10 protein-coding genes are annotated in these 13,834 nt (G+C 61.3%); 9 read left to right on the forward strand and 1 reads right to left on the reverse strand.

The window, feature by feature from the left end; genetic code table 11:
- Positions 1-192 precede the first annotated feature (192 nt).
- The 5 genes from H2Z84_RS04615 to H2Z84_RS04635 all read left to right on the forward strand — a co-directional run bounded on the left by H2Z84_RS04615 (position 193) and on the right by H2Z84_RS04635 (position 5,265).
- Complete coding sequence (locus H2Z84_RS04615; RefSeq protein WP_181834929.1) at positions 193-1,095, forward strand: sugar phosphate isomerase/epimerase family protein; 903 nt, start codon at positions 193-195, stop codon at positions 1,093-1,095.
- A 30-nt stretch (positions 1,096-1,125) separates the two neighbouring features.
- Positions 1,126-1,950, forward strand: coding sequence for a TIM barrel protein (locus H2Z84_RS04620; RefSeq protein WP_181834930.1), 825 nt, complete (start codon positions 1,126-1,128; stop codon positions 1,948-1,950).
- A 40-nt stretch (positions 1,951-1,990) separates the two neighbouring features.
- The gene (gene iolG, locus H2Z84_RS04625; RefSeq protein WP_181834931.1) at positions 1,991-2,998 is read left to right on the forward strand and encodes a bifunctional inositol 2-dehydrogenase/D-chiro-inositol 1-dehydrogenase; all 1,008 of its coding nucleotides are present in this window, start codon (positions 1,991-1,993) and stop codon (positions 2,996-2,998) included.
- Between the two features lie 200 nt (positions 2,999-3,198).
- Positions 3,199-4,185 (forward strand): inositol 2-dehydrogenase, encoded by a 987-nt coding sequence (gene iolG / locus H2Z84_RS04630; RefSeq protein WP_181834932.1) that lies wholly within the window; start codon positions 3,199-3,201, stop codon positions 4,183-4,185.
- A 63-nt stretch (positions 4,186-4,248) separates the two neighbouring features.
- A complete protein-coding gene (locus H2Z84_RS04635; protein ID WP_181834933.1) occupies positions 4,249-5,265 on the forward strand; it encodes a Gfo/Idh/MocA family oxidoreductase in 1,017 nt (338 codons plus the stop codon).
- An 80-nt stretch (positions 5,266-5,345) separates the two neighbouring features.
- Here H2Z84_RS04635 and scpC read toward each other — a convergent pair whose 3' ends face one another.
- Positions 5,346-6,857 carry a succinyl-CoA:acetate CoA-transferase ScpC gene (scpC, locus tag H2Z84_RS04640; RefSeq protein ID WP_181834934.1) on the reverse strand — a complete coding sequence of 504 codons (1,512 nt, stop codon included), beginning with the start codon at positions 6,855-6,857 and terminating at the stop codon, positions 5,346-5,348.
- Between the two features lie 491 nt (positions 6,858-7,348).
- Here scpC and H2Z84_RS04645 point away from each other — a divergent pair, with 491 nt between their 5' ends.
- The 4 genes from H2Z84_RS04645 to H2Z84_RS04660 all read left to right on the forward strand — a co-directional run bounded on the left by H2Z84_RS04645 (position 7,349) and on the right by H2Z84_RS04660 (position 13,825).
- Positions 7,349-7,963 (forward strand): TetR/AcrR family transcriptional regulator, encoded by a 615-nt coding sequence (locus H2Z84_RS04645; protein ID WP_181834935.1) that lies wholly within the window; start codon positions 7,349-7,351, stop codon positions 7,961-7,963.
- 81 nt (positions 7,964-8,044) lie between these two features.
- Positions 8,045-9,583 carry an efflux transporter outer membrane subunit gene (locus H2Z84_RS04650; protein ID WP_181834936.1) on the forward strand — a complete coding sequence of 513 codons (1,539 nt, stop codon included), beginning with the start codon at positions 8,045-8,047 and terminating at the stop codon, positions 9,581-9,583.
- A 48-nt stretch (positions 9,584-9,631) separates the two neighbouring features.
- Positions 9,632-10,759 carry an efflux RND transporter periplasmic adaptor subunit gene (locus H2Z84_RS04655; protein WP_181834937.1) on the forward strand — a complete coding sequence of 376 codons (1,128 nt, stop codon included), beginning with the start codon at positions 9,632-9,634 and terminating at the stop codon, positions 10,757-10,759.
- Positions 10,760-10,768: 9 nt separating this feature from the next.
- Positions 10,769-13,825, forward strand: a complete 3,057-nt coding sequence (locus H2Z84_RS04660) for an efflux RND transporter permease subunit (protein ID WP_181834938.1) — start codon at positions 10,769-10,771, stop codon at positions 13,823-13,825.
- Positions 13,826-13,834: the final 9 nt, after the last annotated feature.

Raw genomic sequence — 13,834 nt, forward strand, 5'->3', positions numbered from 1 at the left:
GTTACCGCGAGCTGGGCAATCGGCCCACATTGACGATTTATCGTCAAAACAGCAACTGAAAAGCTGTTGTCCATCCCCTAGAGTCAGTCCCGGCACACCAGCCTGCAACCCTTTTGCCACAAGACATCAAGCGCCTGGCATGGTGTGCACTGCAACATCAGCCGGGCCACACGACAAGAACTGGAGGACGACATGAAAATTGCGCTGGACCCCTATATGCACCGGCAGCTCAGCCTGCCGGAACTGTGCCGCAAGACGGCAGAGCTGGGTTATCGCCACATCGAACTATCCCCGCGCGCCGACCTGCTGCAATGGTGGGCCATGCCGCGTGCCAATGGCGCACGGCTGGCTGGTTTCAAGCAGGCCATGCGCGAACATGGCGTGAGCCTGGCCACGCTGCAACCGATGTACCGCTGGTCCAGCCCGTTTGAAGATGAACGGCAGGCGGCAATGAAATACTGGAAGCGCGCCATCGACATTGCCGTGGAGCTGGAATGCGACACGCTGATTTCGGAATTTGGCCGGGGCGCAGCACCAGAACGGTCGCTGGGCATGGGTGCCGGCATCAACACGCCGGAGCAATGCGAGGCGGCATTCTGGCGTTCGATGGACGAACTGCTGCCGATTTTCGAGCGCGAAGGCCTGCAGCTGTCGATCGAGCCGCATCCGGAAGACTGGATCGAAACCTTCCAGCCGGCCTTGGACATCGTGCAGGTGATTGGCTCACCCAATGTGAAGCTGTCCTATATCGCACCGCATACCTTCTATTACGGCGAGGACATGGCCACGATGCTGCGCGCCGCCGCGCCAGTGCTGGCCCATGTGCGGGTGGCCGACACCTTCAACCACAAGGCCTCCTCCGGCCTGCGCTACATCGTCAACCCGCCCGGTGCCAATGTGCGTGTGCACCAGCATCTGGATATCGGCCAGGGTGAAATCGACTGGGATGTGTTCTTCGCCACCCTGGCCGAAATCGGCTTTGACGGCGTGCTGTCTTCCTGCGTGTTTGCCTGGGAAGAACGCGCCGACGAATCGTCGCGCTTCATGCTGAGCGAAATGCAGCGCTATCTGGATAAGCACGCCCGCCAAAAGTAAGCCGCCCCCCTCACCCGCCGAAAGCCCATCATGCACCACAACATCCATTTTGCCATCAACCGCATCAGCGCGCCGCGCCTGTCCTTTCCCGACTATCTGGCCATGTGTCAACGCCTGGGCGTGTCTGACATTGAAATCCGCAACGATCTGAACGGCGTGGAAATCAGCAATGGCACGCCGGCCGCCCAACTGCGCAATGCCGTGGCCGAAGCCGGACTCACCATCCGCAGCATCAATGCGCTCTACCCGTTTGATGTATTCGATGCCGACCTGCAACAGCGTGCCGTGCAACTGGCCGCCTATGCCCGCGACTGTGGTGCCCAAGCGCTGGTGATGTGCCCGCTCAACAGCCGTGACGATGCCCGCACCGCCAGCCAGCGCCAGCACGATCTCATCCATGCGCTCAAGCAGCTCAAGCCGATTCTGGACGACCACGGCATCACCGGCTTGGTAGAGCCGCTGGGCTTCGAGGAATGTGCGCTGCGTCGCAAGTCCGAGGCCGTCACCGCCATTTATGCCGCCGCTGGTGAGCGCCTTTTCCGCCTGGTGCACGACACCTTCCACCACCATCTGGCTGGCGAGGACATTTTCTTTCCGGAACTGACCGGGCTGGTACACATCTCCGGCGTGGAATCCACCACCCTGGCCAGCACGGATATGCGCGACGGCCACCGCGTGCTGGTGGGCAGTGCCGACCGGCTGGGCAATATCCCGCAGCTGAAAGAACTGCTGACACGCGGTTATCAGGGCCTGGTGTCGTTTGAGCCATTTGCCAACGACATCATGGAAGCGCCGGACAGCGAAACCCTGCTGCGTAACAGCATGGATTACATCCGCCAGCAACTCGCCAGCTAAACCCGCACACCACACAACAAGCAAAACCAAGGAGACAAACATGACTTTAGCCATTGGCGTTATCGGCACCGGAGCCATCGGGCAGGACCACATCCGCCGCCTCAGCCAGACCCTGTCAGGCGCCCGCGTGGTGGCGGTGCACGACATCAACCCGCTGCAAGCCGAGGCCGCAGTAAAGCAATACCAGCTGGCCGCCAGCGTGCACGACAGCGGCCAGGCACTGATTCGCGACCCGGCAGTGGAGGCCGTGCTGGTGACCTCATGGGGCCCCAGCCATGAAGAATTCGTGCTGGATGCCATTGCCGCCGGCAAGCCGGTGTTCTGCGAAAAGCCGCTGGCGGTCAGCGCCGCCGGCTGCATGCGTATCATCCAGGCCGAGCGCGGCCACGGCAAACGGCTGGTGCAAGTGGGTTTCATGCGGCCCTATGACGCCGGTTACCGTGCGCTCAAGCAGGTGCTGCAGGAGGGTCGCATTGGCGCACCGCTGATGCTGCACTGCGCCCATCGCAACCCCTCGGTGGGCGAGGGCTACACCACGCCGATGGCGATTACCGACACGCTGATTCACGAGCTGGACGTGTTGCGCTGGTTGCTGGATGAAGACTATGTGTCGGCCCAGGTGGTTTTCCCGCGCAAGAGCAGCCACACCCTGCCCCAGCTGGCCGACCCGCAGATCGTGCTGCTGGAAACCCGCAGCGGGGTGCGCATCGATGTGGAAATCTTCGTCAACTGCCAGTACGGCTATGACATCCAGTGCCAGATTGTCGGCGAAACCGGCATTGCCAGCCTGCCAGAACCAGCCAGCGTGCCGCTGCGCAGCGCGGCCAGCTACTCCACCGCCATCCTCACCGACTGGAAACAGCGCTTTATCGCCGCCTACGACGTGGAGCTGCAAGCCTTCATCGACGGCGTGCAGGCCGGCTCCCTCACCGGCCCCTCGGCCTGGGATGGCTATGCCGCTGCCGTGGCAGCCGATGCCTGCGTGCTGGCACAGCAAAACGGCACGGTGGTGGACATCAGCATGCCGCCACGCCCGGACTTTTACTGAAGGGACAGTTTTCTGCTGCAGCATACTTCCTCGGACTTGCCACGGTGGCCATCGGCTACTGTGGCTTTTTTTCTTTTTGCACTTCAGAAAATAAAATTTCCGAATAAATATTTTTCAGAAATTTTTTTCTAACATATACTCATCAACAAGCAGACCAACCAGCGGCACGGTTGGCCAATTACACGCATGAGGAGACAGCAATGACCGCAGTAGCCCTGTTCGGTGCCGGCCGTATCGGCAAGATCCACGCCGCCAATCTGGCCGCCCAGCCCGGCGCACGCCTGAAGTATGTCGTCGATACCCACCAGCCTTCAGCACAGGCGCTGGCAGCACAATATGGTGCCAGCGTGAGCGATATCGACAGTGCTCTGGCTGACCCGGAAGTGGGCGCAGTCGTCATTGCCTCCAGTACCGATACCCATGCCGACCTCATCCTGCGCGCCGCCGCCCGTGGCAAGGCCATCTTCTGCGAGAAGCCGGTAGACCTGACGCTGGAACGCGCCCGCCAGTGTGCCGCAGCGGTGAAAGAAGCCGGCGTGGCCTGCCTGATCGGCTTTCAGCGCCGCTACGACCCCACCTTTGCCGCGGTAAAAGCGCGCATCGAGGCCGGTGAAATCGGCCAGCCGGAAATATTGGTGGTCACCAGCCGCGACCCCGGCGCACCGCCGGTGGACTACATCAAGCGCTCCGGCGGCATCTTCAAGGACATGCTGATTCACGACTTCGACATCTGCCGCTGGATTCTGGCCGATGAAGCCGTCAGCGTGCAGGCCAGCGCCAGCGTGCTGACCGACCCGGCCATTGGCGAGGCCGGCGATGCCGACACCACCGCCGTTACCATCCGTACCCGCTCTGGCCGCCTGTGCCAGATCAACACCAGCCGCCGTGCCGCCTATGGCTACGACCAGCGCTTTGAAGTGCTGGGCAGCCTGGGCATGTTGCAGGCGGGCAATCACCGCCCGACCGAAGTCACCGCCTATGGTAGCCAGCAGGTCAGCACCGATCTGCCGGAACACTTTTTCCTGGAACGCTACCGTGCCGCCTATGCGCTGGAAATGGCGCACTTCTTTGAGGTGGTACAGCGCGGCGTCACCCCGCGCACCACGGTGGAAGACGGCGTCAAGGCGCTGGAACTGGCCGATGCCGCCAGCCGCTCCTGGCAGGAAAACCGCCTGATCAGCCTGTAAGCCTTCCCGTCACGACAACCATGCAAGCCCGCCGCCAAAGCTGCCGGTGGGCAGGGAGAAGTCATGTCTGAACTGAATATCGGCATTGTCGGCCTGGGTCGGCTGGGCCGGCGTCATGCGCTCAATCTGCGCGATCGCATTCGTGGAGCGCAGCTGGTGGCCGCCTGCTCACCGCTGGATGAAGAGCTGGGCTGGGCGGCAGAACAGCTGCCTGGCGTACACCGCCACCACACGCTGGAGGCCATGCTGGCTGAACCGCAAGTACAGGCGGTGTTTCTGGTCACCCCCACTGCGCTGCATGCCGAGCAGATCATCGCCTGCTTGCGCGCCGGCAAGCATGTGTTTTGCGAAAAACCGCTGGCGCTGAATGTGGAGGATTGCCAGAAAGTAGAGGCGGTAGCAGCTGACTACCCGCAACTCAAGGCCATGGTGGGTTTTGTACGCCGCTTTGACGCCAGCTATCAGGATGCGGCGGAAAAGCTGCAACAGGGCCTGGTGGGCCAGCCATATCTATTGCGCTCGCAAACCTGCGACTTGAACGACGAGAACGGTTTTTTTGTGAAGTTTGCCCCGAGCAGCGGCGGCATTTTCATGGATTGCAGCATTCACGATATCGACCTGGCGCGCTGGTTGCTGGGTTCGCCCAAACCGGTACGCGTCTGGGCCACAGGCACCAATGCCTTGCACCCGGCACTGGCCGATTGTGGCGACGTGGATAACGGCGTGGCCATGCTGGAATTTGCCGATGGCAAGCTGGCCTGCTTCTATGCCTCGCGCACCCAGGCACATGGCCACGAAACCCTGACCGAAATCTTTGCCAGCGCTGGCCGGCTGAGCGTGGGTGCCAATCCGCGCGCCAACCGGGTGGACATCAGCGATGCCCACGGCGTGCGCAATGAATGCGTGCAGGACTTCTACCAGCGCTTTGCCGAGGCCTTTGTCAGCGAGGCCCAGCATTTTGTCGATGCCGTGCTGCACAATCAGCCGCTGGCGCTGAGCCTGGCCGATGCTACCGAAGCCACCCGCATTGGCCTCGCCATCACTCAGGCGCTGCGCAGCAAACAGGTGGTGGAGCTGTAAGCTCCCACTCCGTCAAAAAGCCCTTGCCAGCGATGGCAAGGGCTTTTTATTGCAATCAGTCCGGATAAGCAAACCGGGACTCAGGGCTGCATGCTGCCCTGCTCCAGCAGGCGCTGATGCCAGGACAATGCCTCGCCCAAGAGGTGCGGGGTGTGCTTGCCCTTGCTGTCACGGCAGGCACGGTCAAAGTAATCCTGCAGCAGCGGGCGATAGTCCGGGTGGGCACAGTTGGCAATCACCGCACGGGCGCGCTGCTTGGGCGACAGGCCGCGCAAGTCGGCCAGACCCTGCTCGGTGACAATGATGCAGACATCGTGCTCGGTATGATCGACATGGCTGACCATGGGCACGATGCAGGAAATCGCCCCGTTCTTGGCAGTACTGGGGGTGACAAAGCAGGACAAGAAGCCATTGCGGGCAAAATCGCCAGAACCGCCAATGCCGTTGATGATGGACGTCCCCGCCACATGGGTGGAATTGACGTTGCCGTACAGGTCGGCCTCCACCATGCCGTTGATGCCGATACAGCCCAGGCGGCGCACCAGCTCGGCATGATTGGAAATTTCCTGCGGCCGCAGCACGATGCGCTCGCGGTAGTGCTCGATATTGCGGGCAAACTCCTGCACCCCTTCCGGGCTGAGCGACAAGGCAGTAGCCGAGGCCATGCGGATGGTGTCGGTGCGGATCAAATCCAGCATACCGTCCTGAATCACCTCGGTGAAGGCAGTCAGATTGCTAAAGCCACCATCACGCAGGCCGCCCAACACCGCATTGGCGATATTGCCCACACCGGATTGCAGGGGTAACAGGTTTTCCGGCAGACGGCCCATCTTGATTTCCTGCTTGAGGAATTCCACCAGATGGCCGGCAATACGCTGGCTGGTTTCATCGGGGGCACTAAAGCGCCCCAGCCGGTCCGGCGCATGGGTTTCCACCACGGCCACCACCTTGGCCGGATCAACCCTCAGATAAGGCTCTCCGATGCGATCGCCGGCCTGCGTCAGCGGAATCGGCTGGCGATTGGGCGGCAGCGCCGTGCCGTAGTAGATGTCATGCATGCCATCCAGCCCCAGCGGCTGAGTGCTGTTGACTTCCAGAATCACCTTGTCGGCCAGGTCCAGCCAGGTCTTGTTGTTGCCGATGGAGGTGGACGGAATCAGCCGGCCATCCGGCAGGATACCCGCCACTTCCACCACGGCCACGTCGATCTTGCCGAGGAAGCCGAACCAGGTGTACTGCGCCACCTGGCCCAGATGCACATCCATGTATTCGATTTCGCCATGGTTGATACGGGCACGCAGTTCCGGGTCGGACTGGTAGGGCAGGCGGAAGTCGATGCCGCCAGCCTTGGCCAATGCGCCATCCAGCTCCGGTGCGGTAGAGGCACCTGTCAGCACGCGCAGGGCAAATTTTTCGCCACGGCCTTGTGCCGCTTCAATGCGGCCAGCCAAGGCCAATGGCACAGCCTTGGGGTAGCCCGAGCCGGTAAATCCGCTCATGCCCACGGTCATGCCCGGCTGGATTTGTGCGGCGGCGTTTTCTGCCGACATGATTTTCCCTGCCAGTCCGGCATGGTGGATACGTCTTTCCACTTGTTGTTCCCTTGCAATTTGCGGCCTGTTTGCGGCCTGCTGTTTTATCGAGCGTTGCTCCGGCCTGTCCCGACCAGATTCATCCTGCCGACCCACGTTATCCTTACCTTTACGTCAGGCCACCAGACCCGCTACTTAAGCAGCTTCCACGACGACCTCGCAGACTAAAAGCATCAAACATGACCTGCATCAAAACTTGTTTGCTCAGCCATGTCATAGGGTAATGCTTCGTTTTGCGCCATCAATCAATGACAAATGAATATATTTTACAAAAATAAAGTCACTTGTCATTAATATGTGATAAACAAGCCTGCGAGCGCTATTGCGCCACTTGCACGGTCCCTCACCCTCGCGCTACAGCCTTGCGCCTGTGTCAAATTTGTCTCAGATCACCCAAAAAACCAGCCACTGCAAAATAATCCGCCACGCATGCTGGCAAATCGCATGGAATATTGTTAGATTGCCATTTCTTGGTAACTTAACCAAAAACCATGACAGCAAGCCAACAATCCGCCACGCCCTGCTCGGCCGCCAGCTGCAAGGACATCCGCACCAAGCTGATCGATGCCGCGCTGGACGTCCTGCTGCAAGACGGAATACTGGGCTTCAGCCAGAGCAAGGTGGCCAAGCAGGCCGGATTGCGCCAGAGCCACCTGACCTACTACTTCCCCACGCGTAACGATCTGCTCACCGTGGTGGTGGAGCATGGCTGCCTGTTGGTGATCAATGCCCAGGGCTGCCATGACACCGCGCCCCTGCCCACGCTGGAGGAGTTCCGCCAGGCCATGTGCAACAACATTTGCGACAGTCGCATTGCCCGGCTGATGGTGGCGGTCACCGTGGCGGCAGAGGTCGACCCCAAGCTCAAGGACTGGATCAGCGCCTTCGACCGCCGCATGCTGAACAACAAGAAAGAAGCCTTCAAGCGGCTGGGTGTTCATGCCAGTGACGACGAAATGGCCTTGTTTCACAGCACAATCGCCGGCATCGCCATACGCAATCTGAACAGCAGTGGCCCGCAGGATAGCGAAGAAGCCCGCCAGCGCTTTTTGTACGCCTTTGACCGACTGATCAAAGCGTCACATCCGGCAGCAATATCAGAATAATCCGAAGAATCAACTAGCCCACAAGGCAGGACAATGCAAAGCCGCCACCACGGCCCCGCAAGTCAAGAACAGGAGTACAGGATGCATCCCAAGCACTCACCGGGCCGCCCACCGGCAGCAGCGGCGTTAACCGTCCCCCGAGCAGCGCTGCCGCTGTTGCTCGGCCTGGCCTTGTCAGGCTGCACCCTGACGCCGCCCACGAGCACACCGCAACTGGTCGATGCGCAGAGCCGGACATACGGCAGCAGCCCGCTGGCGGAACACACGGCGGCCAGCCGACAGGCGGGTGCAGCCGGCATCACGCAGCACCTGGCCCTGGGCCAGCAACTGCAGCCGGAATGGTGGCAGCTGTTTCGCTCCCCCGCTCTCGACCAGCTGATTCGCGAAGCCTTGCGCAACAATCCCAGCCTGGCCGCCGCGCGGGCCGCGCTGCGCCAGGCCCAGGAAAACTACAATGCCGCCGCCGGCACGCTGGAATATCCCTCGGTCAGCGGCCAACTGGGCGGCAGCCGCCAGCGCCAGACCCAGTCCGGCAGCACTCCCAGTGATTTCAATGTGCTAAGCGCCGGCCTCAACGTGTCCTACACGCTGGACCTGTTCGGTGCCAATCGCCAGCAATTGCAGGGATTGATGGCCGCCAGCGACTACCAGCGCTACCAGCTGGAAGCCACCTACCAGACCTTGATTTTCAATGTGGTCACCACGGCCATTCAGGAAGCCTCGCAGCGCGCCCAGTTACAAGCGACACGGGAAATGCTGACGGCTGCCGAACAGCAGCTGCGCATCGTGGAAAGACAGGCCGCACTGGGTGCAGTGGCCCGCAGTGGCGTGCTGTCGCAATCAACGCTGGTGGCACAAACCCGCGCCCAGTTGCCACCACTGGAAAAAGCGCTGGATCTCACCCGCAACCAACTGGCGGTTTATATCGGCCAGCTACCATCGGCCGGCGGCCTGCCGGAATTCACTCTGGACAGCCTGCATCTGCCGGCCGAACTGCCGGTATCGCTGCCGTCCGAACTGGTGCGCCAGCGGCCGGACATCCGCGCCAGCGAAGCCTTGCTGCAACAAGCCGGTGCACAGGTCGGCGTGGCCACGGCCAACCAGTATCCGCAGATCAGCCTGACCGGCAGCTTTACCCGCGAACGCTTGTTTGTGGGTCCGGCAACTGCCGGGCTAAACCTGTGGAGCCTGGGGGCCAGTGTCAGCCAGTCGCTGTTTGACGGCGGCTCACTGCGCGCCAAAAAGCGTTCGGCCGAGGCCGCTTTCGAACAGGCCCAGGCCCAGTACCGCGAAACCGTGCTCAAGGGCTTCCAGAACGTGGCCGACAGCCTGCGTGCCGTCAGCGCCGATGCCAGCACCCTGCAAGCCCAGGCTGATGCCGAGGCTCAGGCACGCGAAACACTGCAGCTGACCCAGCAACGCTTCCGCCTGGGGGCAGTCAGCCAGCTAAACCTGCTGGATGCCCAGCGCACTTGGCAGCAGGCCCGCATCAATCTGGTCAGCGCCAGCGCCAGCCGCTATGCCGATACCGCCGCGCTGTTCCTGGCGCTGGGTGGCGGCTGGTGGAACCGCAGCGACGATATCGCCAACCCCACCCCTACCGCCCAGGCCAAGCCCTGATCGCGACTGGTAAACAACACGCAATCTAGAGAAAACAAGGAAAGCAATATGACCAAGCGAATGTTCATCATGCTGGGAGGCATAGTGCTGCTGGTAGTGGTACTGGGGCTGGGCTTCTTCATGCATATCCGTACCCTGATGGCCAGTGCACCCAAGCCGCAGCCACAGACGGTCAGCACCATCATCGCCAAGAAAACCAGCTGGCAGCCGCAGCTCAAGTCGGTCGGCACCCTCAGTGCCGTGCATGGCGTGGATGTCAGCAGTGAAGTCGCCGGCCAGGTACGCAGCGTGAACTTTCAGTCCGGCCAGGATGTGAAGGCTGGCGATGTGCTGGTTCAGCTGAATGCCGACTCCGATCTGGCTCAGCAACATGCGCTGGAAGCCGCTGCCGAACTGGCCGCCATCACGCTCAAGCGCGATCAGGCCCAGCTGGCGGTACAAGGCGTATCACAGGCGCAGGTGGATAACGACGCGGCCGACCTGAAAAGCAAGAAGGCACAAGTGGCACAACAAGCTGCCCTGGTGGCCAAGAAAACCATTCGTGCGCCGTTTGCCGGCCGCGTGGGCATCACCAGCGTCAATCCCGGCCAGTACCTGAATGCCGGTGACAAGATTGTCACCCTGCAGCAGATCGACCCCATCCATGTCGACTTCAACCTGCCGCAAAGCCAGCTGGCCGCAGTCAGTGTGGGCCAGAAGGTGATAATCAAGACCGATGGCACCGCCGACAAGGCCTTTAGCGGCAATGTGAACGCCATCAACCCCAAGATCGACACCAGCACCCGCAATGTGCAGGTACAGGCGCTGATCGCCAACCCCGGCCGCAAGCTGCTGCCCGGCATGTTTGCCACCGCCAACCTGGACACCGGGCGCGAACTGCCCTACCTGACGCTGCCGCAGACTGCCATTACCTATAACGCCTACGGTTCCACCGTATTCGTGGTGAAGGCAGCCGGCAAGGAAGCCTCGGCCGCCGCAGGCAGCCTGGTGGTGAAACAGGTATTTGTCACCACCGGCCCGACTCGTGGTGATCAGGTAGCCATTCTCAGCGGGGTCAGCGAAGGCGAACAGGTGGTCACCACCGGTCAGGTCAAGCTGAAGAACGGCACGGCCGTTACGGTGGACAATACCGTGCAGCCGACCAACAACCCCAATCCGACCCCGCAGGAACACTAAGGCCCAGCCATGAACTTTACCGACATCTTCATTCGCCGGCCGGTGCTGGCGACGACGGTAAGCCTGCTGCTCGTCGTGCTGGGTTTGCGCTCCTTGTTCGGCTTGCCGATCAACCAGTACCCGCAGACCCAGAACGCCGTTGTCACCGTGTCCACCACCTATTACGGTGCGGACGCCAAGACCATGGCCGGCTTCATCACCCAACCACTGGAAGGGGCCATTGCGCAGGCACAGGGTATCGATTACCTGTCATCCAGCAGCAATAGCGGCGTTTCCACCATTACCGCCACCCTGCGGCTGAACTACGACGCCAACCGTGCGCTGACCGAGATCAACACCCAGGTCAACACGGTGAAGAACCAGCTGCCGGCGCAAGCCCAGCAGCCGGTGTTGACGGTGCAAACCGGTCAGACCACGGACGCCATGTATATCGGCTTCTATAGCAAGACCCTGCCCACCAACAACGTCACCGACTTCCTCAACCGCGTGGTCAAGCCCAAGCTGGACTCCATCCCCGGCGTGCAGACGGCCGAGCTGCTGGGTGCGCGTCAGTTCGCTCTGCGTGCCTGGCTGGATGCCGACAAGATGGCCGCCCACGGCATTACCGCCACCGATGTCAACAGCGCACTGGCCAGCAATAACGTGCTGGCGGCTGTCGGCACCAGCAAGGGGCAGATGGTGAGCATTCCGCTGACTGCCGCCACCGACCTGCACAGCGTGGACGAGTTCAAGAAGCTGGCAGTCAAGCAAAGTGGCGATGCCATCGTGCGGCTGGAAGACATCGCCACGGTGACGCTGGGCTCTGAAAACTACGACTTCAACGTGGCCTTCAGCGGCGAGCGCTCGGTGTTCATCGGTATCAAGGTGGCACCGGAAGCCAATATCCTGGACGTGGCCAAGAGCGTGCGCTCCGCCTTTCCTGGCATTCAGCAGCAATTGCCGTCCGGCCTGACCGGCCAGATCGTCTACGACTCCACCGACTTCATCAACACCTCGATTCACGAAGTGGTGAAGACGCTGCTGGAAGCGCTGGTGATCGTTACCGTGGTGATCTTCTTCTTCCTCGGCAGCTTCCGCGCGGTACTGGTACCGGTAATCGCCATGCCGCTGTCACTGATCGGCACCTTCTTCATGATGCTGATGCTGGGCTACTCCATCAACCTGCTGACCCTGCTGGCGCTGGTGCTAGCCATCGGCCTGGTGGTGGACGACGCCATCATCGTGGTGGAAAACGTCGACCGCCACATGAAGGAGGGCAAGTCGCCCTATGATTCGGCCATTATCGCTGCCCGCGAACTGGGCAGTCCGATTCTGGCGATGACCGTGGTGCTGGTGGCGGTGTATGTGCCTATCGGTTTCCAGGGCGGCCTGACCGGTGCGCTGTTTACCGAGTTTGCCTTCACTCTGGCCTCGGCCGTGACGGTATCCGGCATCGTGGCGCTGACGCTGTCGCCGATGATGTGCTCGCGCTTCTTCCGCCCGGAACAAGACGAAGGCCGACTGGTGAAGGCCATCGACCACACCTTTGACAAGGTACAAAACGGCTACCGCCGCCTGCTGCACAGCCTGCTGGAAACCTGGCCGGTGCTGGTGGTGATGGCAGCCATTCTGCTGGCCTTGCTGGGCCTGATGACCAAGATGTCGCAATCGGAACTGGCTCCCGAAGAAGACCAGGGTATCGTGCTGGGCCAGATTGTCGGTGCTCCCACTGCCAACGCCGACCAGATGCAGACTTATGCGCAGCAAATGTATGCCATCAGCAAGAGCATGCCGGAGTACGCGCAGATGTTCCAGATCACCGGCACGCCCACCATCAATGCCGGTATCGGTGGCGTGCTGTTCAAGCCCTGGGAAGAGCGTGGCCGTAGTGCGCATGAAATCCAGCAGGACTTGCAGGCTCGCTGGAACAAGATTGCCGGTGCCCGGGTAGCGGCCTTCCAGTTCCCGCCTCTGCCGGGCTCGTCCGGCCTGCCGGTGCAGTTCGTCATCAAGACCACCGAGCCGTTCGAGAACCTCAACGAGGTATCGCAACAGCTGCTGGACAAGGCGCGCAGCTCGGGCAAGTTCTACTTTGCCGACGTGGACCTGAAGATCGACGCACCGCAAACCACCGTGGTGATCGACCGCGACAAGGCCAGCGCGCTGGGCATGACGCAACAGGATGTGGCCAATGCGATGAGTGCTGCCATGGGTGGCGGCTACGTCAATTACTTCTCCATCGACGGCCGTTCCTACAAGGTGATTCCGCAACTGCTGCAGAAAGACCGCCTCAATCCGTCGCAGCTGCTGAACTACTACATCCGTACGCCGAATGCAGGGGTGATTCCGCTGTCCACCGTGGCGCATCTGAAGTCGGAAGTGGTACCGGAATCCATCACCCGCTTCCAGCAGCAGAACTCGGCCACCCTGTCCGGCGTATCCGGCCAGGCGCAAGGTGAAGTGCTGAAATACCTGGAAGACACGCTGAAGGAAATTGCCCCCAGCGGCTACACGGTGGATTACGCCGGCCAGTCGCGCCAGTTCAGCCAGGAATCCGGTGGCTTCGCCCTCACCATGCTGTTTGCCGTCATCATCGTGTTCCTGACGCTGGCCGCGCTGTTCGAAAGCTTCCGTGACCCGGTGGTGATTCTGGTATCGGTGCCGCTGGCACTGTTCGGGGCGATGATCTTCATCTTCCTCGGCTTCTCCTCCATCAATATCTACACCGAGGTGGGACTGGTGACGCTGATGGGCCTGATCAGCAAGCACGGTATCCTGATCGTGGAGGTCGCCAACGACCTGCGCGCCAAGGGAGCCAGCAAGCGTGAAGCCATCGAAGGTGCGGCGGTAGTGCGTTTGCGCCCCATCCTGATGACCACTGCCGCCATGGTGTTTGGCGTGGTACCGCTGGTGATCGCCTCCGGTGCCGGTGCTGCCGGCCGCCATGCCATGGGCCTGGTGATTTTCAGCGGCTTGTCCATCGGCACGCTGTTCACCCTGTTCGTGGTGCCGGCCATGTATATGGCACTGGCGTCAGAACATCACGGCAAGCAGACTGCTACAGCCAAGGTAGAAACCGTCGGCTAAATCACAACG

It is taken from the genome of Aquitalea aquatica (assembly GCF_013911085.1).
GTDB lineage: Bacteria > Pseudomonadota > Gammaproteobacteria > Burkholderiales > Chromobacteriaceae > Aquitalea > Aquitalea aquatica.

Bases quoted from the DNA above. Each gene is read 5' to 3' on its own strand.
- H2Z84_RS04660 (WP_181834938.1), top strand. From the start codon at position 10,769: ATGAACTTTACCGACATCTTCATTCGCCGGCCGGTGCTGGCGACGACG.
- H2Z84_RS04635 (WP_181834933.1), top strand. From the start codon at position 4,249: ATGTCTGAACTGAATATCGGCATTGTCGGCCTGGGTCGGCTGGGCCGG.
- iolG (WP_181834932.1), top strand. From the start codon at position 3,199: ATGACCGCAGTAGCCCTGTTCGGTGCCGGCCGTATCGGCAAGATCCAC.
- iolG (WP_181834931.1), top strand. From the start codon at position 1,991: ATGACTTTAGCCATTGGCGTTATCGGCACCGGAGCCATCGGGCAGGAC.
- H2Z84_RS04645 (WP_181834935.1), top strand. From the start codon at position 7,349: ATGACAGCAAGCCAACAATCCGCCACGCCCTGCTCGGCCGCCAGCTGC.
- H2Z84_RS04615 (WP_181834929.1), top strand. From the start codon at position 193: ATGAAAATTGCGCTGGACCCCTATATGCACCGGCAGCTCAGCCTGCCG.
- H2Z84_RS04650 (WP_181834936.1), top strand. From the start codon at position 8,045: ATGCATCCCAAGCACTCACCGGGCCGCCCACCGGCAGCAGCGGCGTTA.
- H2Z84_RS04620 (WP_181834930.1), top strand. From the start codon at position 1,126: ATGCACCACAACATCCATTTTGCCATCAACCGCATCAGCGCGCCGCGC.
- H2Z84_RS04655 (WP_181834937.1), top strand. From the start codon at position 9,632: ATGACCAAGCGAATGTTCATCATGCTGGGAGGCATAGTGCTGCTGGTA.